Consider the following 20,302-nt stretch of genomic DNA (forward strand, 5'->3'; position numbering starts at 1 on the left):
GAACAGGGCGGCCCGGACAGGGGCCGCCGTTTCAGTAGGGGGTGCGTGGTCGCAGTTCGTGATGATCAGCGGCTCAAGATTGGCTTGGAATCGACAACGTCGCCCGCAAGCCACCTTCGGCACGATTGACCAAGGTAATGCGCCCGCCCAACTGCGTCGCGATGGTGTTGACGATGGTCAGTCCCAGTCCTGCTCCCTGGGCATTACCACGGCTGTAAAAGCGCTCGAACAATCGCTCGCGATCCGCTTCGTCAATGCCTGGCCCCTGGTCTTCGACACTCAGATGACAAAAGCCCTCGGCCTGTTCCAGCTTCACGGTGATGACGCCGTTGTCCGGGGAGAAGTTGGCGGCATTGGTGATCAGGTTGCCCAGGGCGATCTCGATGGCGGCGCGGCTGGATGACACCTGAATTGAGTGCTCGGTTTCCTCGAACGCCAGTTCCAGGTTTTTACTCAATAGCCACGGCGCCAGTTGCACCAGGCTGTTGCGCACGGTTTCGCCGAGGTCGATGCTGGGCATGGCGCTGGCGCCGGGCTTGGGCTCGAGACGGGCCATGGTCAGCAATTGATTGACCAGGCGACTGGTGCGGTCGACCCCGGCGATCAGAAACGCCAGCGACTCAAGGCGCTGCGCTTCGGTGCCGGCCTCCTGCAGGTTTTGTGCGTGGACCCGCAGCACCGCCAGCGGCGTGCGCATTTCATGGGCGGCATCGGCGATGAAGCGGCGCTCGCGACCGAGCACCTCCTGAATCTGCGCGAGCATGCGGTTGAGGGCCGCCTGCATCGGTTCCAGTTCGCTGGGTAGCGGGACCAGTTGCAGCGGTTCGAGCGAGCCACTGTGTCGGGCGCGCAGGGTCGCGGCCATGTCGGCCAGCGGCTTGAGGCCCCAGCCAATGGCAAACCAGACCATGGCCGCCAACAGCAGACTGCCTATCACGTTGGGCCACAGGGTGTGGCGGACGATGCGGTCCACCAGATCGGCCCGCACGTCATCGCGCTCGCCGACCCAGATGCGCAAGCCATTGTCCTGGTCCTGGAGCATAAAGGCGCGCCAATGCCGGTTGTTCAGGTCCACCACGTCGCTGAACCCCGGGATGCCCGGCGGTGTAGCGAAGGACGGCGCGCTGGCGGTATGGACCAATACGTTGCCTGCCGGGTCCCAGACCTGAAAGGCAATCTTGCGCTCGTAAGGATGGCCGTCGCCGTGCGGTACCGCTTCCCCCAGGGCCGCGTTGAAGGCTCGGTACAGGTCGGCGTGTTGTTGGCCCGCCAACGGCATGCGCATCACCCCTTGCAGCAATCGGGCGTTCTGCGCCAGTTGGGCGTCGTAGACTTCGGCGATCTCGTGATTGCTGTCGTGGACGTTGAACACGCTGAGCACCGCCAGCCCGGCCAGCAGCAAGCCGATGATCAGGGTCAGCGTACGTCGGCGGATCGAGGTCATTGGCGTTCCTCCACCAGATAACCCACACCGCGAATGGTGCGGATCAGATCGGTGGAGAATTTCTTGCGCAGGTGATGGATATGCACTTCCAGCGTGTTGCTTTCGGCTTCTTCGCTCCAGCCGTAGAGCAGTTGCATCAGCTGATCGCGAGTCATCACCCGCCCGGGTGGCGACAGCAGTTCGTGCAGCAGTTGATATTCCTTGGGGGTCAGCGCCACGGGCTGGCCGCGATAGCTGACCTGTTGGGTGCCGGGATTCAAACAGATGCCCGCGTGCTCGATCACGCTTTGCGCACGTCCGGCACTGCGCCGTAGCAGTGCCCGCAAACGCGCCTTGAGTTCCGCCAGATCAAAGGGTTTGACCAGGTAATCGTCCGCTCCGGCATCGAGCCCGGCGATGCGGTCCTCCGTGGCATCGCGGGCGGTGAGGATCAGCACCGGCAGAGTGGCGCCGCTGTCACGCAGGCGGCGCAGGACTTCAAGTCCATCCATGCGTGGCAGGCCCAGATCCAGTACCGCCAGATCGAAGGTTTCGCTGAGCAATGCATGCAACGCGCTGCTGCCGTCCTTCAGCCAGTCGACGGTATAACCCTCGCGGCCCAGCGCCTGGTGAATGCCTTCACCCAGCGCGAGATCATCCTCAATCAGTAGTAAACGCACGGAGACTCCTGTCATTCGAGTTTCTTGTTCACGTCCACCAGCAAGCTGGCAATTTCTTTGCGCCGCCCGGCGTCAGCACTTTCCCGGCCCGGTCTGGGCGCAGCTTGCAGGGCTTTGGTCAGCGCGGCCTTGGCTTCAGCGTAGCGTTTCTGACGAAACAGGTGATCGCCCCAGAAGTACAGGCTGTCGATGCCATCGGGATTGAGTTGCAGCGCCTGTTTCAGCAGTTGCTCGGCCTTGTCGCTGTCACCGAAGCCGATCGGCCAGCCTGGCACCCGATCATACAGCGCGGCGAGGCTGGTATAGGCTGAGCCTTGCAGGGCCTTGGGGTCGAGGGTCAGGGATTTTTCCAGATCGGCCTTGGCCTGCTTGGCCTTGCCCAGCGCGCCGAGACCGCCTTCGGCACCGGCCCAGCTGCTGGTGACGATGCCTTTCCAGATCCAGGCCTCGGCCACGGACGGACGCTCGGTGGTGAAGGTCGAGGCTTGGCTCGCCAGTTGCTCGAAGGCTGCGGCGCGCTGTTTTTCCGGGGTTTCATACTGGATGTGCGCCCAACTCTGCTGGATGCTGCCCAAGCGTTGTTGATCGGCGCTGTCCAGGGCCCAGCCACTTTGGCTGATAGCACCCAGCAGCAGGCATGCGAGGATTTTTTTCATGATTTTGGCCGCTCGTTTTCGGGTTTTTCACTCAGGCGACGGATCAACGGCAATTGCTTGCGCAGGCCGCGATCCACCAGGTTGGGCAACAGGCTGTTGAGGCGCACGAAAAATCGTTCCGGCCAGCCCAGGTAAAGCTCGCGTCGATCGCCAGCAATGGCATGTACCACCGCCTGCGCGACGGCTTGCGGATCGTCGACGTTGGCTTTGAGCGCCTCATTGAGGGCTTGTGCGGCGGCGCTGTTCATCGAGGTGCGCGTCGCGCGCGGGGCGACGTACAGGACGCTGACGCGAGTGTCCGCCAGCTCCCGGCGCAAGGCTTCGGAAAACCCGCGCAAGGCAAATTTGCTGGCGCAATAGCTGGCATAACCGGGGTAGCCGATCGAGCCATAGGTGGAGCCGACATTGACCACCATCGCGCTGTCGGCCTGCTTGAGCAGTGGCAGCAGCAGCCGGGTCAGGCAGATCGGGGCGCTGATGTTGACCGCCAGCATGGCGTTGATCTCGCTGTCATCGAGCTGTTCGAGCATGGCGAAGTGATTGACTCCGGCGGCGTTGATCAGCAGGTTGATGCCGCCGACAGCTTGCGCGGCGGCCAGCACGTTGCGCCGATCGTTTTCGACGGTCAGGTCGGCGGCGACCCAGCGCAGATGCTGCGGGTAACGCTTGAGCATCGGCAGCAGCGCTTGCGGATGTCGGGCGACGGCCAGCACCTGCGCACCTGCCGCGCACAGGGCGTGGGCGATGGCCAGGCCGATGCCGCCACTGGCGCCGGTCAATACCACGCGGGCGTCATGCAGCTGCATGCTGAGTCTCCACGTCGCGCGGCAGGCCACGGAACATATCGCTGTAGAGGCGATAGACGACTTTCGAGGCGTGGATCACCGCCGCCTGGTCGTCCGGATCCTGCAGTGTGTTCATCAGACGGCGGTAGGTGTGCATGTGTTCGATGTCCAGCGAACCGTGGGAATTGAGGTAGCTGAAGGCGCTTTCCGGCAGCGCCAGGCGTTCGCGAATGCTGCCCGCCGCGTGGGTCGCCAGGGCGATACTGGTGCCCTCGAGCACGTTGACCATGCCGAACAGTCCCACCGGGTTACCCCGGGCGATCTGGTCGTATAGAAAACTGACCATCAGTTCGATCGGCAGCGACGGCTGGCCGTCCCGAACGGCGTCGCGATCACCGCCACAGGCGGCGATATCATTGAGTACCCACTGTTCATGGCCATACTCGTCCTCGATGTACTCGCACACCGCCTTGCGCAGCCACTCCAGGCGAGTCGGCAGGCGTGCGCCACAGGCCATCATCAGGGGCACGGTGTGGCGCACGTGGTAGTAGGCCTGAGCGAGAAATGCCCGATAACTCTCCAGGCTGACCTCGCCTTGCAGGGCATCGCGGATGATCGGCAGATTGAACAACTCATGGCGTTCCTGCTGGGTGGATTCTTGCAGGGTGTCGAAAAAACTCATGATGGGGATTCCTCGTAAAGGGCGGATTCGGTCAGATGCTCGCGGTACAACGCGAGAATGGCCTCGCGACGCGGGCGTCCGTTGGCAGTCAGCAAACCGTTGGCGGCGCTGAAGGGGTGTGGCAGACGTGTCCAGTGATGGACCTGGGCGTAATCGGGCAAGGCTGCATTGGCCTCGGCCACGGCGGCTGCCAGTTCGGCATCGGTGCACTCCGCACGATGCGGCCAAAGCAGGGCGTGGTTGCGCGGCAGGGCTTCGCCATGGACGAACGCCTGGGCGATGAGGCTGCGCTGGGTCAGCTCCGACTCGACCCATTCCGGGTTGACGTTGCGCCCGTAACTGGTGACGAACTGATGTTTCTTGCGGCCCTTGAGGTAGAGAAAGCCGTCGGCATCGAACTCGCCCAGATCACCGCTCGGCCACCAGTCTTCGCCGGCCAGCGGCTCACCCAGATAACCGAGCAGCAGCGAGCCCTTGATCAGCACTTCGCCGTCCTCGGCCAGGCGCACTTCGACATGGGGCAGCGGTCGGCCGACGCTGCCCGGACGTTCGGCGTCGGGGCGGTTGAGGCAGACCACCGACGCGCACTCGGACAAGCCATAGCCTTCATAAACCGCAATGCCGACCCGTTGCGCGCGGCGCAGCAAGTCCTCGGCCACCCGCGCACCACCCACGGCGGCAAAACGCAGGGTGTGCGGATTGAAGGCGCGCTGTTCGGCGGCACTGACCAGCAGCAACAGCAACTGCGGCACCAGAATCAGGCTTTCGGGCTGACGGCTGGCCAGATAGCCAAGCAAGCGCGGCGCATCGACGCCACTGGCGCCCTGCAGGCCAAGGGTTTTCTGACTCGGCAGGCTCAGTGTCGCCGCAGCGTACAGCGCCGCGTAACAGCCAAGATTCTCCAGCAAAATCGCCAGCGGCAGCAGCGCCACATGGTGCTGTGGAGCCTTGGCGTGACTGGCTTGCTCCAGCTCCCGCGCGACCCGTAGCAGGCTGTCGGCGCTCAGGCACACGCCTTTGGGGGTGCCGGTGGTGCCGGAGGTGAAGGTCAGTTTGGCGGTGCCGGCGGGCAGGAGGCTGGCTCCGGTGAAGGCGCGACACCAGAATTCCCCCCGTGCCTCGTAGCCGGCAGCCGACAGTTCGGCGTGCAGGTGCGGCTCGGCAATCACCCGTTCGGCCTGGCTCTGCTCAAGGCAATGGGCCCGCTGCGCCGCACTGAAAAACGGTGGCAGGCTGACGCAGGTCAGGCCCTCGAACAGGATCGCCAGGTCCCAGAGCATCGCTTCGACGCCGTTATCCAGCGCGAGGGCGATGACCTGCACCTGCTCATCGCGCAAACGCTCCTGGCGATAGAGCAATTCGGCGTAGAGCGTGGTGTAGTCGATTTTCAGTGTGTCGCCCCAAAGGGCGACACGGCCGTCGTTGCGCCCGGCGTGGTCGCGCAAGGTTTCCTGGAAGCGTTGCAGTTCAAGCGACATGGAAGGCCCCTTCAAGCGAAGTTGGCAATCCCAGCCGGGTGAACAGTCCAATGTTGCGTAAATGGATGAAACCGGCGCGGATGTTGCCGACGTGTACCCAGGGTTTGCTCTCGTAGTAACTGCCCCAGTGGTGGCGATCTTCACCAAGGCGCTCCGGGTCGGCGGCGCACAGCGTGACCGGCTTCAGGCCCAGGCGATGAAAGCTGTTGACCAGACCGATGTTGCCGGTAAACGTCACCCATTCCAGGCCGCCCATGGCGAGCAGGTAGGTGATGGCGATGATGCTCAGGCGTGCGCTGCCGGTGTCGCTGGCGGCGAGGTTGCCGACTTCGACGATGTCCTGTCGTGGCACGGGACGTTCGGCGGTGGCACTGATCAGAGGTTCGATGGGATCGTCCAGGTAGCGCTCGAGAAACAGCGATTCAAGATGCGCCCGACGTACGCCGGCCACCGCGCACAGCTGGCCGCTGCTGTTTTGCACGCCGAACAACTCAGGCATGAACTGCCGGATATCGGCACCATGCGCCTTGCGAAAGCGCTGTTGGATGAAGGCCTCGAACAGCGCTCGCTGCGGATCGCCGGCCACAGCACCGGATAGGCTCATCTGCGGTGTTTCGGCCTCGCCGAAGTGCAGGGGCAGGGATAGGTTCCAGTCAGGATCGGGCATGGGCAGGACGCCTCCCTCAATAGGTTTGAGCGGAGTATCCGGTCCCTTTCTTAACGAAGTCTGAAGGTGAAAAAAGGTTAATGATTTGACCGTCTTCAGATTGGCTTAAGGCAGTCAGGGCAGGGTGGCACCGTCGGGTTGTCCTGCAACCGATTCGAGACGGCCGAATCACGAGGCCGTCGCTCACCCCATCACGAGGCGCTTATGACCCGCAACGTCGCCGTCACCCGTTATGCAAACCTGTCGATCATCCTGCACTGGCTGATGCTCGCGCTGTTCGTCGGCGTCTATGCCAGCGTCGAGCTCAAAGGCATGCTGCCCAGAGGCAGCAGCGCACGGAGTTTGCTGATGGGTTTTCATGGCTTGTTCGGCCTGAGTATCTTTGCCCTGGTGTGGCTGCGTTTGCTCGGCCGCCTGACCCCGCGCCCGCCGATCATCCCGAAGCCGCCCGCCTGGCAAACCGGTCTCTCCCATCTGATGCACCTGGCGCTGTACGGGCTGATGATCGCCACGCCAATCCTTGCATGGCTGATGCTGGCCGCTGGCGACAAAGGGTTTCCCTACTTCGGCTTCCACCTGCCAGCGCCGGTGGCCGTCGATCCGGACCTGGCCAAGCGCCTCAAGTACTGGCATGAACTGCTCGGCAGCAGCGGTTATTGGCTGATCGGCCTGCACGCAGCGGCGGGCCTGTTTCATCACTATTGGGTGCGTGACAACACCTTGAATCGGATGCTGCTTCAGCGTCACCGCTATTGAACCGAGCGGTTACGCCGGGATCCCCCAGCCGCGAGTCAGCCCTCGGCTCGATCAGCACCGGCACTGCGGGCCTCAGCGAGGGCGTCGCGGACCTTGACCAGCCGTTCGCTGATCTGGAACGGCTTGACCAGCATCTGCATGCCATCGTCAAGGGAGGGTTGGCGGTTGAGGGCATGGGCGATGCCGCCGGTGAGCTTGCCCAGGGCGTCGATTTTCTGCACCTGTAGGAGCGAGCCTGCTCGCGAAGAGCCTGAGACCGCCGCGCGTATTCAGGACAACTGCGTCATCGTTAACGACCATCGCCAGCAGGCTAGCGCCTCCAGTAGAGCGTTACTGCAGGGATTGAATATGTACACCGGAAAAATGCCATCGCGAGCAACGGAACGCCGCCCGGGCAACACCTACAGTTCAAAAATGCACCCACCACACGAAAAAAAAGGCCACCGCAACCCGACGTTGCGATGACCCGAGGGTGACACTTGGCTAACGCTCAGCCAGCAAACAATCAATGCGCCCCAGCGGCCTTGTTCAAATCGCTTTCCGCCCATTCGGTGTACACACAGGCATCCGCCGTGGCCCAGCGCACCCGCACCGGATCTCCGGCCTTGAGCGGCATGCCGGCAGCGGACAGCGCCTTGACGGTCATCGAGGTGCCGCCGGACGTCACCACGCTGCAGGTCTGGCTTTCACCGAGGAACAACACTTCCACCACTTTCGCCGAGACTTCGTTCCAGCCGGCGGCCAGCGGTTCTTCGGCGGCCTGGGCGACGCTCAGGGCCAGGGCTTTTTCCGGGCGGACCATCAGCAGGACATCCTGCTCGGTCTGCAGGCCGGCGGTCAGGCGGATCGACAGCGGTTGGCCTTCGAAGGAGGCCGCCGCGTTGCCCTGGGCCTTGAGCCGGAGGAAGTTGGAGTTGCCGAGGAACGAGGCGACAAAGGCGTTCGGTGGGTTCTGGTACAGGTCGTAGCCGCTGCCCAGGCCGACGATTTTGCCGTGGCTGAAGATTGCGATGCGTTGCGACAGGCGCATGGCTTCTTCCTGGTCGTGGGTCACGTAGACGATGGTGATGCCCAGGCGCCGGTGCAGCTGGCGCAGTTCGTCCTGCAGGTCTTCGCGAAGTTTCTTGTCCAGCGCGCCGAGGGGTTCGTCCATCAGCAGGATGCGTGGTTCGTAGACCAGTGCACGGGCGATGGCCACCCGCTGTTGCTGACCGCCGGACAGTTGCGAAGGGCGGCGATGGGCAAATTTGTCCAGTTGCACCAGCTTGAGCATCGCGTCGACCCGGCGCTCGCGTTCAGCGGCCGCCAGTTTGCGAATCTGCAAAGGGAAGGCGATGTTGTCGCGCACCGACAGATGGGGGAACAGCGAGTAACGCTGGAACACCATGCCGATGTCGCGTTTGTGCGGTGGCACGTTGACCAGCGACTGGCCGTTGACCAGGATCTCGCCGCTGCTCGGCGTTTCAAAGCCGGCGAGCATCGACAGGGTGGTGCTTTTGCCCGAGCCACTGGAGCCGAGGAAGGTCAGGAACTCACCGTCCTTGATGTCCAGCGAGATATTGTCCACGGCGGCAAAGTCGCCGTAGTGCTTGTTCAGGTTACGCAGGCTGACCAGTGGCTGGTCGTTGTGCCGGGCGCTGTCTTTGATCACTGCACTCATGTCGTACTCCTCTGCGCTCAGGCGCTGATTTCGTTGCGCCGGCGAAGGGCGGCGGCGATCACCATGACCAATACCGAAAGGCCGATCAGCAGCGTCGAAGCGACGGCGATCACCGGGGTCAGGTCCTGGCGCAGGGTGGTCCACATTTTCACGGGAAGGGTTTGCAGGGTCGGGCTGGCCATCATTACGCTGAGCACCACTTCATCCCAGGACACGAGGAAGGCGAAGAGGGCGCCGGCGACCATGCCCGGGCGGATCGCCGGAAAGGTCACCTTGAACACCGCCTGCAACCGCGAGGCGCCGCAGATGACGGCGGCGTCTTCGATCGACTGGTCGAACAGCTTCAGCGAGTTGATGATCGAGATAATGGTGAATGGCAACGCGACGATCACGTGGCTGACCACAAAGGCGAACATGGTCCCGGTGTACCCCAGTTTCAGGAATAGCGCGTAAACCGCCACGGCGATGATCACCAGCGGCACAATCATCGGCAGGGTGAACAGGCCGTAGAGCATTTCCCGGCCGGGAAAGCGCCCGCGCACCAGGGCGAAGGCGGTCGGCAGGCCGAGGGCGACCGCAAAGAAGGTGGTCAGCAGCGCCACCTTGAGGCTCGCCATGGCGGCGTTCATCCAGTCGGCATTGGAGAAGAACTGGCCGTACCATTTCAGGGTCCAGCCCGGAGGCGGGAACACCAGCCATTGCGAGGAACCGAACGACAGCAGGACGATAAACACGATCGGCAGCAGCAGGAACAGGCCGATCAAACCGGTGGTGGCGTATAGGCCGAAGCGCATCCGCCGGCTCATCGCATTGGGAGTCAGGAGCATGACGGCTTACCTCGCGTTACTGGCGCCAACCGGGGATTCCGGTTGCAGCTTCAGGTAGAAGTAAAACAGCACCAGGGTGATCACGATCAGCAACGCGGCGCCGGCGCTGGCCAGGCCCCAGTTGAGGAACGACTGCACCTGCTGAATGATGAACTCGGGCAGCATCATGTTCTGCGCGCCGCCGAGCAGGGCCGGGGTCACGTAGTAACCGAGGGACATCACGAACACCATCAGCCCGCCGGAAAATAGCCCCGGCCGGCACAGCGGCAGGAACACCCGGAAGAAGTTGGTCCAGGGGCTGGCACCGCAGATGGAACCGGCCTGCAGGATCATCGGGTCGATGGCCTGCATGGTCGCCTGCAACGGCAGCACGATGAACGGGATCATGATGTAGCTCATGCCGATCACCACGCCGGTCAGGTTATGCACCATTTCCAGCGGCTGATCGATGATGCCCAGGGCCATCAGGGTCTTGTTGATCACTCCCGAGGCTTGCAGCAGCACCAGCCAGGAATAGGTGCGGGCCAGCAGGCTGGTCCACATCGACAGCAGCACGATGTTGAGGATCCAGCGTCCCCAGCCCCGGGGCACCAGGGTGATTGCCCAGGCCAGCGGAAAGCCCAGCAACAGGCTGAAAATGGTCACCAGGCCGGCCACCGAAAAGGTGTTGAGCAGGACCCGGGCATAGGCCGAGTTGGCGAACAGTTGCTCGTAGTTGCCCAGCCCCGGCACCGGCTCCAGCACGCCACGCAGCAGCAGGCCGATCAGTGGCGCGAGAAAGAACAGGCCGAGGAACAGCAGCGCCGGGAGCAGGTTGCTAGAACCGCGCCAGCGCTGGGCCAGGGTCGGTGATTGATTCATCGCAGAGGCCTGGCCGGCAGCGCCAGCGGCGCTCCCGGCAGACGTGGATGGACGGGATGCAGGAACCGTCATTTTCATTTGACCAGCCATTCGTTCCACCGTGTCGCGATGGCCTGGCCGTTTTTGGCCCAGTACGCGAAATCAAGAGTGATCTGGTCCTTGGCGTAGGCCGTTGGCAGGTTGGGCGCCAGTACCGAATCCAGGCGCGCCACGCTGTCGACGTTGACCGGCGCATAGGCGGTGAGGTTGGAGAAGTCGGCCTGACCCTTGGCGCTGCTGGCGTTGGCCAGGAACTTCATGGCCGCGTCCTTGTTTTTCGAGCCCTTGGGGATGACCAGGATATCGGCCATGACCAGGTTCTGTTTCCAGCTCACGCCAACCGGCGCGCCGTCTTCTTGCAGGGCGTGGATGCGGCCGTTCCAGAACTGGCCCATGCTCGCTTCGCCCGAGGCCAGCAGCTGTTGCGACTGCGCGCCGCCGCCCCACCAGACGATGTCTTTTTTGATGGTGTCGAGTTTCTTGAAGGCGCGATCCAGATCCAGCGGATACAGCTTGTCGGCCGCTACGCCGTCGGCCAGCAGCGCCAACTCGAGCACGCCGGGGCTGGGCCATTTGTAGAGAGCGCGTTTGCCGGGGTAGGTCTTGGTGTCGAACAGCGCAGTCCAGTCCTGGGGCTTTTTGGCGCCCAGCTTGCCTTCGTTGTAGCCGAGGACGAAGGAAAAGAAGAACGAGCCGACGCCGTGATCGGAGACGAAACGCGGGTCGATCTTGCTGCGGTCGATGACGTTGAAGTCGAGGGGTTCGAGCAGGCCTTCGGCGGCGGCGCGCAGGGCGAAGTCGGCCTCAACGTCGACCACGTCCCACTGCACGTTGCCGCTCTCGACCATGGCCTTGAGTTTGCCGTAGTCGGTCGGGCCGTCCTGGACCACGGTGATGCCGCTGGCCTTGCTGAACGGGTCGGCCCAGGCCTGCTTCTGCGCATCCTGGGTACTCCCGCCCCAGCTGACGAAGTTGACGCTTTCAGCGGCCATCAACGCTTGGCTGGTCGCGCTCAGCAGGCCGGCGAACAGCACTGCGGTGACACGTTTGTTCAACACCATTTTTACGCCCTCATTGTTGTGTTTATGAGCGGGGCTTTGAGTGCCCGCCTATCGGGAGCAGAAGGTCCGTCGAGTCGCTGCGACTGTTCGGCCTATGGAATGACATATTATGGTATACCAAACTTTTTGCAAGCGTTTTGCCGTACCGGCTATCTGCTGGGATGGGTTTTTTCGCTACCTGGGCTGGCTGGATACGTGCGGCGCCCTCAGGTTTTTCGTCGCAACGCCGCCCGTAGCAAGCTCGCTCCTACACGGGCGCTATCGGCAACAACAAATGCAGGGTAGCGCTCAGGCCTTGTTCCGGCAGATGGGTGACCTGCAGTTCGGCGCCCAGTTGGCTGGCCAGGTGGCGGGCGAGGTTGAGGTCGAGGCGATTGCGGGGTTGCTCGGCCGTGCTTGCCTCGCGGGTGAGTTCCGTCAGGGAATAGGCGCGCTGCGGCTCGGTGCTGGGTTCGGGGCTGCCGCGAAAGGTCATGCGCACGCCGAGGTGAGTCTGCTTCGCGGTGCAGGCGAGGCTCAGCCGCACTTCGCCGGCCGGGCTCAGGTCGATGGCATAGCGGCCAAGGTGGCACAACAGTTCATGCAGGCGTGCGCGGTCGGCCATGACACTGGAGCGGGACAGGTTGTCGCTGTCGAGGAACAGGCTGATGTGCTTTTGCTCCGCCCGCCCGCGCAAGTCGCGCAACACCTGCACGGTCAGTTCCACGAGGTCTGTCCTGATCGTCGCCTGATCAGCAGGCTCCGGTGTGTGCAGTGCACGCTGCAACTGCTGCAGATGGCCCTGCAAATCTCGCAGCTGTTCGCTGGCTTGGGAGGGCAGTTGGCTGCCGTCAGCCGCAAGGGCCGCCCCGAGTTCCGCCAGTCCCGCGGTCATTTGCTGGCTGACACTGTCGAGCAATTCCAGCAGTTGCCGCTGGGCCAGTTCCGCGCTTTCGGCTCGGGCGCGCAGGGCGTCGAGTTGTTCGTAGCGCCGGGTGATATCGGTGCTGCAGCAGATCATCCCGAGCATCTGGCCTTGCGCGTCGCGGTACGGCGTGCCCCAGTGGTGCAGGACCCGGCGCTGGCCGTGGATGCTCAGCTCGATGTCTTTGTCGAAGGCGCGCTCCTCGGCGATGGCGCGCTGCAGGAACAGCAGCATGTTGCGCGCGTCGCCAGGCTTGTACCAATCGACTTCGGTGGTCAGGGTGCCGAGGATCTGTTCCAGTTGCGCGTGGTACATCGCAAGGTGCGCCGGATTGGCGTAAACCAGGCGCGCCTCGGTATCCCGTACGTAGAAGGCGGCAGGCAGGCTCTGCACCATGGAGCGCCACATCTCGGTGTCTTCGCTGTGTTCGGCAACGGGCGCGTGCAACTGACTGGCGGGCGCGGCAAGGCGGTTGCGCCGGGCAAAATCGAACAGGTCGAGCATGTTGTGCAAGTTGAGCTTGGCCCGCAATCGTGCGCGATAGGTGCTGACCGATTTCTCGCCAATGGTCAGTTCGTTGGCAATCTGCTGGTTGCTGTACCCACTGGCGAGCAGACTGAGCACGCTCAATTCGCGATTGGAAAGGGTGGCGATGCGCTCGGCATCATTCTCTTGCAGGCTGTTGCGGTGGACGCTGCCCAGCAGTTCGCTGGAGAAGTAAGTCTGGCCACGCAGCAGCACGGTGATGGCTTCCTTGAGCACATCGGGTTCCTGGTGCTTGCTGACGAAACCGGAAGCGCCGGCCTGTAGGAAACGGCTGACGAAATGCCGCGAGTCCTGGGTGCTGAACCCCAGGATGGGCTGTTGCACACCGCGCGCACGCAGGTGGCTGATGACGTCCAGGCCGGTAATGCGGGACAGATCGAGATCGATGATCAGTAAGTCAGGCCTCAGGCTGGTGGCCAGACTCAAGGCTTCAAGGCCGTCGCGTGCCTCGCCGACGATGCTGTGCAGTTGTTCCTGCAGCAGCAGGCGAAGCGCGAGCCGGGTCATCGGGTGTTCGTCTGCGATGAGAATCCGTGCCATCAGTCAACTCCAAGACGTTGCCCATCACTTTTAGCATGGCAGCTTGATCCGTGTAGTCATTTTCCTACAAGCACTGACTGATTTTTCCCTCGTCAGGGCGCAGGCGGTTGCGAAAAATACAACACGCAGAACTTCAACTAGTGCTCATCCAATGGAATCGACCTCATGAAACCTGCACGCTTGCTTTCCCTGGTCCTCGCGGCGTCCGTCTCCAGACTGGTGCTCGCCGGGGACAACGTCACCACGGTCCCGGTGAACTTCGCCAAGGGCGCCTCCAGTGCCGTACTCAAGGGCACCTTCAGCGGCTACGACAGCGTGCGCTATACCCTCGGCGCCAAGGCCGGGCAGCACATGAGCGTGCGCATCAGCGGCAGCAACAACGCCAATTTCAATGTCTTTGCCCCGGGCAGTGAGCCAGGTGCCGCGACGGCGCTGGGCAGCGGTTATGTGGGCGGCGACTGGAGTGCCGAACTGCCGGCCTCCGGGCAGTACAGCGTGCAGGTGTATCAGCCTCGCGCCACCGCGCGCCGAGGTACGACGGTGCCCTACAGCATCGAATTCCAGGTCAAGTAGACCGGCAATCCCGCGGTCCAGGAAGGTCCCATGAAACGCTCCAGAGTCAAACTGCGCGGCATGTTCCTCAGTGTGCTGGCCGTGCTGGTGCCGCTGGCAATCAGCGCCATGATCGGTTGGTGGTTGACGGTTTTCGCGGCCCAGGAACGCCTGGTGACGCTGGCGCAGATTGCTTCGCAGCGCGCCAGCCAGACCCTGGACCTGGCCTCCCGGGCCCTGAAGGACGTCGCCCTGACTGACCTGCAGCCCTGTTCACCGGAGGGTATCGAGCAGATGCGCATCGTCGCGATGAACAGCTTTTCGGTCGAATCGGTGGGCTACGAGGAAGATGTGTTTGCCTGTACCTCGTGGGGCGCCACGCCCCCCAGGTCGCAGGTGTTGCCCCACGATTTCATCACCGAGGACGGCGTCAGGGTGTCCATCGATGCCCCGCCCGAGAGCGAGGGCCTGAAACCGATGCTGGCCCTGCAGTACGCCGCGTTCAATGTGCTGGTGGATCCCGAGCAGTTTCGCGAGGTGACACTCGATGATGGAATCCGTGTCGCCATCGCCAGCAAACAGGGGCGCCTGCTGGGGCCAACCGATTCGACGACCGCGCACTTTCTGGCGTTGGTGCACCAAGGCCCGACTCACGGCCTCAAGGACGGATTCCTCTACACCCTGGTCCCGCAGCCTAACCTCAGCGTACTGGCGGCCATCCCTCGGGAATTCCTGCTACGCAGCTTCTGGAGGAACCAGTTGTACCTGCTGCCCCTGGGCTTGCTCGGCGCGGCGGGGCTGCTGACCCTGGTGATACGCGCCTGGCGCCGTGGCCTGTCGCCCCTGGCTGCGCTGGAGCGGGCGGTGCGTCGCCAGGAGTTTATCGTCTATTACCAACCGATTTTCGACATCGCCAGCCGCCGCTGCATTGGCGCCGAAGCGCTGATTCGCTGGCGCAAACCGGGCGGCGAGATCGTCGCGCCGGACCTGTTCATCCCCTTGGCCGAGGCCAGCGGGCTGATCCAGCCGATCACCGATCAACTGATTCACGCCATCATCGATGACCTGGGGCCGTTGCTGGTGCGTGACCGAGCCCTGCATGTCGCAATAAACCTGGCTGCCTCGGATGTCTGCTCCGGACGCTTCCTGCCAATCCTGCAGCGGCAGATCCAGCACGCCAACGTGCTGCCCGCGCAGATCTGGCTGGAGGTCACGGAGCGCAGCTTCATCGATCCGGCGGCGGCCAGCAGAACCATCGAACAGGCCCGCGAGGCCGGCTTCGTCGTGGCGCTGGACGACTTCGGCACCGGTTATTCGAGCCTGCAATACCTGCAGCAATTGCCGCTCGATGTGCTGAAGATCGACCGCTCCTTTATCGACCGCATCAGCCAGGCGCAACAGTCGGCGCCACTGGTCACCCACGTCATCGAAATGGGCCGTGCCCTGCATCTGGACCTGGTGGCCGAGGGCGTCGAGACCGTGCAGCAACTCGACTACCTGCGGGCCAACCACGTCAAGTATGCCCAGGGCTGGCTGTTCGCCAAGGCCATGGATTGCGAGCATTTCAAGCAGTTGTACCTGACGGCTGCAGTGCAGCCCTTGGGATTCGAGGAACAGGTGATCGGCGTGTGAGTGGCTACAGGTGTTGCCATTGCGTTGTTCTGCTGCGATCCATGACGATCGGCCTGTCATTCCTGTTGACGGAAAATCCGCAAAATATCAACGAAAACGTTAACGGTTGGGGGGCTGGATAGGCCCCCAACCTGCCGGGTCAGGTGTTGACGACCCTGGCCTTGGCGCCTGTTCTTTTATGGTCGCCCGCTACCTCATGCAGGGAAATCCGCGACGTTTCCGGCAGTGCCAACCCACCCGCCAGTGCCAATAAGGCAATCGCAATCAAGTAAAACGCCGGCGACAAGTTGCTGCCGCTGGTGCTGATCAGCCAGGTCGCCACCAGCGGCGCGGTGCCGCCGAAGAGGGTGTAGGCCATGTTGTAGGTGATGGCCGAGGCGGTGTACCGGGTGCGGGTCGGGAAGGTTTCCGAGAGCAGGGCGGCGGTGACCACGCCGCACAATACCGCGCCGACCGCCAGCAGCATGACGCCGACCACCGATGCGGCGAACGAGCCGGAGCTGGCCAGCATAAATGCCGGATACACCGCCACGATCAACAGGACGCAGGCGGTCACGACAGTCATTCGGCGGCCGACCCGGTCCGAGTACAGCCCGGCCAGCGGGCAGATCGCGGCAGCAAACAGCAAGGCAATCAGCGACACCAGCAACGCCGTTGCGCGACTCAGGCCTCCGGCCACTTGCAGGTAGGTCGCGAAGTAGGTGGTGAACATATAGAACGATAACGCCGTGAGCGAGACGAATGCGCCCAGGCAGCACATTGCCCCAGCATGGTTACGCAACGTTTCCTTGAGGGGCGAGTGGGCGACGGCATGCTCTTCGGTCACCGCCTGGAACGCCGGGGTCTCATCCAGTTTCCAGCGCAGGTAAAGCCCCACCAGACCCAAGGGCGCGGCAATCAGGAACGGCAGGCGCCAGCCCCAACTGCCCATGGCTTCGGCGGATAACGACGCCTCGAGGGCGTAGGCCACCACTGCGGCTGCAGCGAATGCGGAAAAGGTCGACACCGGAATGAAGCTGCCGTACCAGGCGCGTTTATCGTTCGGCGCGTGCTCCATCAGATAGGCACAGGCCCCGGCGTACTCGCCGCCGGCGGAAAAGCCCTGGGCGCAACGGATCAGCGACAGCAGGATCGGTGCCGCGACACCGATTGCGGCATAGGTGGGCAGCAAACCGATCAAGGTGGTGGCCGCCGCCATCAGCAGAATGGTCATCGCCAGGGTGCGCTTGCGACCAATCCGGTCACCCAGCATGCCGAAGAAAATCCCGCCTAGAGGCCGAAACGCAAAAGCTACAGCGAACACCGCAAAGGTCTTCAGCAGCGCCGCGCTGGGATCGCCGCTGGGGAAGAATTGCTGGGCGATGGTGGTGGCGAGAAACCCATAGACAGCAAAGTCGAACCACTCGACGAAATTGCCGATACCCGCGGCCACGATCACTCGCCTTAGCGTGGCGGGGCTTACTTGTTGCGCAGTGGTACTCGTCATGCTTGACCTCGACAGTTCGTCAGTGAGCTAACGATTATCGAGGCAGGCGCTGAAGCGGTTCAGTTCAAAACTGTCCCCTACGTAGTCAATACCGACGGGTTGCAACAATCAGTCGGCGCCGGATGGTGGGCCTGGATAAAGACTAAAAAAGCTGTAATGGATCCACTAAAGCCAGTTTAAGCGCAAATACCTTGACTTGAATCCGTTTCAACGCTTTAAATGGATCCATAAAAACAAGCCTGTCCCGGAGAGTCCCATGTATCCAAAGAACACTTGGTATGTCGCCTGCACCCCCGACGAGATCGCTGACAAGCCCCTGGGCCGGCAGATCTGTGGTGAGAAAATCGTTTTCTATCGCGGTCAGGAAGGCCGGGTGGCCGCCGTCGAAGATTTCTGCCCACACCGTGGTGCGCCGCTGTCGCTGGGTTATGTCGAGAACGGCAACCTGGTCTGTGGCTACCACGGCCTGGTCATGGGCTGCGACGGCAAGACCGTGGAAATGCCGGGCCAGCGCGTGCGCGGTTTTCCGTGCAACAAGACCTACGCGGTGGTCGAGCGCTACGGTTTCATCTGGGTCTGGCCGGGCGAGCAGGACCAGGCTGATCCGGCGCTGATCCATCACCTGGAATGGGCGGTCAGCGACGAGTGGGCCTACGGTGGCGGGCTGTTCCACATCAATTGCGACTATCGCCTGATGATCGACAACCTGATGGACCTCACCCACGAAACCTACGTGCATGCCTCGAGCATCGGCCAGAAAGAGATCGATGAAGTGGCGCCAGTGACCACGGTCGAGGGCGACGAGGTGGTCACTGCACGGCACATGGAAAACATCATGGCGCCGCCGTTCTGGCGTATGGCCCTGCGCGGCAACAACCTGGCCGACGATGTGCCGGTGGACCGCTGGCAGATCTGCCGTTTCAGTCCGCCCAGCCACGTGTTGATCGAAGTGGGTGTGGCTCACGCCGGCAAGGGCGGCTACCACGCCGAGCCGCAGCATAAGGCGTCGAGCATTGTGGTCGACTTCATCACCCCGGAAACCGAGACCTCGATCTGGTACTTCTGGGGCATGGCACGCAATTTCAATCCGCAGGACGATGCGCTGACTGCGACCATCCGCGAGGGCCAGGGCAAAATCTTCAGCGAAGACCTGGACATGCTCGAACAGCAGCAAAAAAACCTGCTGGCCAACCCTCAGCGCAACCTCCTCAAGCTCAATATCGATGCCGGTGGCGTGCAATCGCGACGGGTGCTGGAACGCATCATCGCCCGCGAACGCGCGCCGGCTGTCGAGCTGATTGCCACGGCCAACTAGCCTGCAGCGTCAGGCCCGGTGAATCCCATTGATCTTGTCTACGGCCACTGCGGTGGCCGGTCTTGAAGGTGCGTCATGATTGAAGTCGTCGTCAAATCCCGGCACAACGAAGCATTGGATATCTGCAGCTACGAGCTGATCTGCGCGCAAGGCGGGGAGCTGCCCGGCTTCAGCGCCGGCTCGCATATCGACGTGCACCTGCCCGGCGGCTTGATCCGCCAGTACTCGCTGTGCAATCACCCGCAAGAGCGCCACCGCTACCAGATCGGCGTGCTCAAGGACGCCGCTTCGCGCGGTGGCTCGCAGAGCATGCACGAGCAGATCAACAACGGTGACCGGCTGTTCATCAGCGAGCCGCGTAACCTGTTCCCGCTGGTGCCGGAAGGGGCGCGCAGTCTGTTGTTCGCCGGTGGTATCGGCATCACCCCGATCCTGTGCATGGCCGAACACCTGGCTGCCAGCGGTGCAGATTTCGAGCTGCATTACTGTGCGCGTTCCAGCGAGCGGGCGGCCTTTGTCGAGCGACTCAAGGGCGCTGCCTTCGCCGACCGGGTGCACCTGCATTTCGATGAAGACGCCGATTCGCGCCTGGATGCCGCCAAAGTCCTGGCCAATCCACGGGCGGACCTGCACCTGTATGTCTGCGGTCCTGCGGGGTTCATGCAGCACGTGCTCGACAGCGCCAAGGCCCAGGGCTGGGGCGAGGCTCAACTGCATCGCGAATACTTTGCCGCCGCACCGGTGGACACGGCAGGCGATGGCGCGTTCCAGGTGAAGCTGGGCAGCAGCGGGCAGGTGTTCGATATTCCGGCGGACAAGACCGTGGTGCAAGTGCTGGAGAGTCATGGGGTGGAGATTGCCCTGTCCTGTGAGCAGGGCATTTGCGGCACCTGCCTGACCCGTGTGCTGGAAGGGGTGCCCGATCACCGTGACCTGTTCCTCACCGAGGAAGAGCAGGCGGCCAATGATCAGTTCACGCCATGCTGCTCGCGGTCCAAATCGGCGCTGCTGGTGCTCGACATCTAATCCTCAGAGTCATTCACCACGAGCGATGACTTTCAGTCGCTCGTTGTTGCCGATTGCGCCGAACACCTCGGCGTAGCGCAGGGTGGCGTTGGCGTGTTCGCGCATGATCGCTTCCGCGCGTGCGCCCTGGCGGCTGACCAGTGCGTCGAACACCGAGTGGTGCTGCATGTGCGCAAAGTTGAAGCGCCGGTATTCCCGCGCCATGTCCTGACGATCGATCGCCAGCGCCGACACTGAGGCGAAGGGGCGATGGTCGTTGCGCGCCAGCGCTTCGGCAATCGCCGGGTTGGCGCTGCTGTCGACGATCACTTGATGAAAGCGCATGTTGAGGTCATGAAAGGCTTCGATGTCCTCTTCGGTGACGAAGCCCTTGTCGAACAACGCATCACCCTGCACCAGGCATTCGCGCAAGGCCGCCTGTGCTTCTTCGCTCAAGCCGCGCTCGGCGCTCTGCCGTGCTGCCAGGCCTTCCAGTACGCCGCGCACCTCCACGGCGCCGGCGATGTCGTCGGCACTCACTGAACGTATCTGATAACCCCGTCCGCCATGGCGCACCAGCAAGCCTTCCTGCTCAAGGGTGACGAAGGCCATGCGCACTGGCATACGCGAGACGCCGAAACGCTCTGCGGTGGGGATTTCCATCAGCCGCTCGCCGGCGGCCAGTTCGCCCGAGGCGATCATTTTGCGCAGTGCGACCAGCACCATTTGACCCGGTTTGCTCATGCA

The 20,302-nt window shown here is 62.9% G+C and carries 20 protein-coding genes; 5 read left to right on the top strand and 15 right to left on the bottom strand.

The features are described 5' to 3' along the window. Window positions 1–73: 73 nt before the first annotated feature. The 7 genes from NR126_RS12610 to NR126_RS12640 are packed head-to-tail and all read right to left on the bottom strand — an operon-like array spanning window position 74 to window position 6,371. Complete coding sequence (locus NR126_RS12610) at window positions 74–1,444, bottom strand: ATP-binding protein (protein WP_027616317.1); 1,371 nt, start codon at window positions 1,442–1,444, stop codon at window positions 74–76. Continuing rightward, window positions 1,441–2,103, bottom strand: coding sequence for a response regulator (locus tag NR126_RS12615; RefSeq protein ID WP_027616318.1), 663 nt, complete (start codon window positions 2,101–2,103; stop codon window positions 1,441–1,443). Before NR126_RS12615 ends, NR126_RS12610 begins: the two co-directional genes overlap by 4 nt. Before the next feature lie 11 nt (window positions 2,104–2,114). Continuing rightward, entirely contained in the window at window positions 2,115–2,759 is a 645-nt protein-coding gene (locus tag NR126_RS12620; RefSeq protein ID WP_256830344.1) for a tetratricopeptide repeat protein, read from the bottom strand. Next, window positions 2,756–3,565 carry an SDR family oxidoreductase gene (locus tag NR126_RS12625; RefSeq protein WP_256830345.1) on the bottom strand — a complete coding sequence of 270 codons (810 nt, stop codon included), beginning with the start codon at window positions 3,563–3,565 and terminating at the stop codon, window positions 2,756–2,758. Before NR126_RS12625 ends, NR126_RS12620 begins: the two co-directional genes overlap by 4 nt. Next, complete coding sequence (locus NR126_RS12630) at window positions 3,552–4,226, bottom strand: TenA family transcriptional regulator (protein ID WP_027616321.1); 675 nt, start codon at window positions 4,224–4,226, stop codon at window positions 3,552–3,554. The genes NR126_RS12625 and NR126_RS12630 overlap by 14 nt, the downstream gene beginning before the upstream one ends. Further along, window positions 4,223–5,704: an AMP-binding protein gene (locus tag NR126_RS12635; protein WP_027616322.1), complete on the bottom strand. Its 1,482-nt coding sequence runs from the start codon at window positions 5,702–5,704 to the stop codon at window positions 4,223–4,225. Before NR126_RS12635 ends, NR126_RS12630 begins: the two co-directional genes overlap by 4 nt. Further along, on the bottom strand, window positions 5,694–6,371 hold the full coding sequence (locus NR126_RS12640) for a thermostable hemolysin (protein ID WP_105754606.1): 678 nt from the start codon (window positions 6,369–6,371) through the stop codon (window positions 5,694–5,696). The genes NR126_RS12635 and NR126_RS12640 overlap by 11 nt, the downstream gene beginning before the upstream one ends. A 204-nt stretch (window positions 6,372–6,575) precedes the next feature. On the opposite strand from NR126_RS12640, the gene NR126_RS12645 reads away from it, so the two are divergent. Next, complete coding sequence (locus NR126_RS12645) at window positions 6,576–7,127, top strand: cytochrome b (protein WP_027616324.1); 552 nt, start codon at window positions 6,576–6,578, stop codon at window positions 7,125–7,127. A 35-nt stretch (window positions 7,128–7,162) separates the two neighbouring features. On the opposite strand, the gene NR126_RS12650 is transcribed toward NR126_RS12645, so the two are convergent. The 6 genes from NR126_RS12650 to NR126_RS12680 all read right to left on the bottom strand — a co-directional run bounded on the left by NR126_RS12650 (window position 7,163) and on the right by NR126_RS12680 (window position 13,565). After that, window positions 7,163–7,348, bottom strand: coding sequence for a hypothetical protein (locus NR126_RS12650; RefSeq protein ID WP_027616325.1), 186 nt, complete (start codon window positions 7,346–7,348; stop codon window positions 7,163–7,165). Between the two features lie 284 nt (window positions 7,349–7,632). Continuing rightward, window positions 7,633–8,787, bottom strand: a complete 1,155-nt coding sequence (locus NR126_RS12660; protein ID WP_027616326.1) for an ABC transporter ATP-binding protein — start codon at window positions 8,785–8,787, stop codon at window positions 7,633–7,635. A 17-nt stretch (window positions 8,788–8,804) separates the two neighbouring features. After that, window positions 8,805–9,614, bottom strand: a complete 810-nt coding sequence (locus NR126_RS12665; protein ID WP_027616327.1) for an ABC transporter permease — start codon at window positions 9,612–9,614, stop codon at window positions 8,805–8,807. 6 nt (window positions 9,615–9,620) lie between these two features. Next, complete coding sequence (locus tag NR126_RS12670) at window positions 9,621–10,553, bottom strand: ABC transporter permease (protein ID WP_027616328.1); 933 nt, start codon at window positions 10,551–10,553, stop codon at window positions 9,621–9,623. Next, complete coding sequence (locus tag NR126_RS12675) at window positions 10,550–11,575, bottom strand: ABC transporter substrate-binding protein (protein WP_256830347.1); 1,026 nt, start codon at window positions 11,573–11,575, stop codon at window positions 10,550–10,552. The genes NR126_RS12670 and NR126_RS12675 overlap by 4 nt, the downstream gene beginning before the upstream one ends. Window positions 11,576–11,822: 247 nt before the next feature. Beyond that, window positions 11,823–13,565, bottom strand: coding sequence for a response regulator (locus NR126_RS12680; RefSeq protein ID WP_256830348.1), 1,743 nt, complete (start codon window positions 13,563–13,565; stop codon window positions 11,823–11,825). 165 nt (window positions 13,566–13,730) lie between these two features. Here NR126_RS12680 and NR126_RS12685 point away from each other — a divergent pair, with 165 nt between their 5' ends. After that, complete coding sequence (locus NR126_RS12685; RefSeq protein ID WP_256830349.1) at window positions 13,731–14,138, top strand: hypothetical protein; 408 nt, start codon at window positions 13,731–13,733, stop codon at window positions 14,136–14,138. 30 nt (window positions 14,139–14,168) lie between these two features. Beyond that, window positions 14,169–15,749 (top strand): EAL domain-containing protein, encoded by a 1,581-nt coding sequence (locus NR126_RS12690; RefSeq protein ID WP_256830350.1) that lies wholly within the window; start codon window positions 14,169–14,171, stop codon window positions 15,747–15,749. Between the two features lie 139 nt (window positions 15,750–15,888). Here the strand turns inward: NR126_RS12690 and NR126_RS12695 are convergent, their stop codons facing one another. Then, window positions 15,889–17,235, bottom strand: coding sequence for an MFS transporter (locus tag NR126_RS12695; protein WP_027616331.1), 1,347 nt, complete (start codon window positions 17,233–17,235; stop codon window positions 15,889–15,891). A gap of 256 nt (window positions 17,236–17,491) precedes the next feature. Between NR126_RS12695 and NR126_RS12700 the strand changes: the two genes are divergently transcribed. Both NR126_RS12700 and NR126_RS12705 read left to right on the top strand, forming a co-directional pair. Then, window positions 17,492–18,550: an aromatic ring-hydroxylating dioxygenase subunit alpha gene (locus tag NR126_RS12700; RefSeq protein ID WP_027616332.1), complete on the top strand. Its 1,059-nt coding sequence runs from the start codon at window positions 17,492–17,494 to the stop codon at window positions 18,548–18,550. A gap of 75 nt (window positions 18,551–18,625) precedes the next feature. After that, window positions 18,626–19,576 carry a PDR/VanB family oxidoreductase gene (locus NR126_RS12705; protein ID WP_027616333.1) on the top strand — a complete coding sequence of 317 codons (951 nt, stop codon included), beginning with the start codon at window positions 18,626–18,628 and terminating at the stop codon, window positions 19,574–19,576. Between the two features lie 9 nt (window positions 19,577–19,585). Here the strand turns inward: NR126_RS12705 and NR126_RS12710 are convergent, their stop codons facing one another. Next, on the bottom strand, window positions 19,586–20,299 hold the full coding sequence (locus tag NR126_RS12710; RefSeq protein WP_027616334.1) for a GntR family transcriptional regulator: 714 nt from the start codon (window positions 20,297–20,299) through the stop codon (window positions 19,586–19,588). Between the last annotated feature and the right edge of the window lie 3 nt (window positions 20,300–20,302).

This window comes from Pseudomonas sp. Pse1 (genome assembly GCF_024519635.1).
Lineage (GTDB): Bacteria > Pseudomonadota > Gammaproteobacteria > Pseudomonadales > Pseudomonadaceae > Aquipseudomonas.

Bases quoted from the DNA above. Each gene is read 5' to 3' on its own strand.
- NR126_RS12610 (WP_027616317.1), bottom strand. From the start codon at position 1,444: ATGACCTCGATCCGCCGACGTACGCTGACCCTGATCATCGGCTTGCTG.
- NR126_RS12620 (WP_256830344.1), bottom strand. From the start codon at position 2,759: ATGAAAAAAATCCTCGCATGCCTGCTGCTGGGTGCTATCAGCCAAAGT.
- NR126_RS12625 (WP_256830345.1), bottom strand. From the start codon at position 3,565: ATGCAGCTGCATGACGCCCGCGTGGTATTGACCGGCGCCAGTGGCGGC.
- NR126_RS12630 (WP_027616321.1), bottom strand. From the start codon at position 4,226: ATGAGTTTTTTCGACACCCTGCAAGAATCCACCCAGCAGGAACGCCAT.
- NR126_RS12635 (WP_027616322.1), bottom strand. From the start codon at position 5,704: ATGTCGCTTGAACTGCAACGCTTCCAGGAAACCTTGCGCGACCACGCC.
- NR126_RS12640 (WP_105754606.1), bottom strand. From the start codon at position 6,371: ATGCCCGATCCTGACTGGAACCTATCCCTGCCCCTGCACTTCGGCGAG.
- NR126_RS12645 (WP_027616324.1), top strand. From the start codon at position 6,576: ATGACCCGCAACGTCGCCGTCACCCGTTATGCAAACCTGTCGATCATC.
- NR126_RS12660 (WP_027616326.1), bottom strand. From the start codon at position 8,787: ATGAGTGCAGTGATCAAAGACAGCGCCCGGCACAACGACCAGCCACTG.
- NR126_RS12665 (WP_027616327.1), bottom strand. From the start codon at position 9,614: ATGCTCCTGACTCCCAATGCGATGAGCCGGCGGATGCGCTTCGGCCTA.
- NR126_RS12670 (WP_027616328.1), bottom strand. From the start codon at position 10,553: ATGAAAATGACGGTTCCTGCATCCCGTCCATCCACGTCTGCCGGGAGC.
- NR126_RS12675 (WP_256830347.1), bottom strand. From the start codon at position 11,575: ATGGTGTTGAACAAACGTGTCACCGCAGTGCTGTTCGCCGGCCTGCTG.
- NR126_RS12680 (WP_256830348.1), bottom strand. From the start codon at position 13,565: ATGGCACGGATTCTCATCGCAGACGAACACCCGATGACCCGGCTCGCG.
- NR126_RS12685 (WP_256830349.1), top strand. From the start codon at position 13,731: ATGAAACCTGCACGCTTGCTTTCCCTGGTCCTCGCGGCGTCCGTCTCC.
- NR126_RS12690 (WP_256830350.1), top strand. From the start codon at position 14,169: ATGAAACGCTCCAGAGTCAAACTGCGCGGCATGTTCCTCAGTGTGCTG.
- NR126_RS12695 (WP_027616331.1), bottom strand. From the start codon at position 17,235: ATGACGAGTACCACTGCGCAACAAGTAAGCCCCGCCACGCTAAGGCGA.
- NR126_RS12700 (WP_027616332.1), top strand. From the start codon at position 17,492: ATGTATCCAAAGAACACTTGGTATGTCGCCTGCACCCCCGACGAGATC.
- NR126_RS12705 (WP_027616333.1), top strand. From the start codon at position 18,626: ATGATTGAAGTCGTCGTCAAATCCCGGCACAACGAAGCATTGGATATC.
- NR126_RS12710 (WP_027616334.1), bottom strand. From the start codon at position 20,299: ATGAGCAAACCGGGTCAAATGGTGCTGGTCGCACTGCGCAAAATGATC.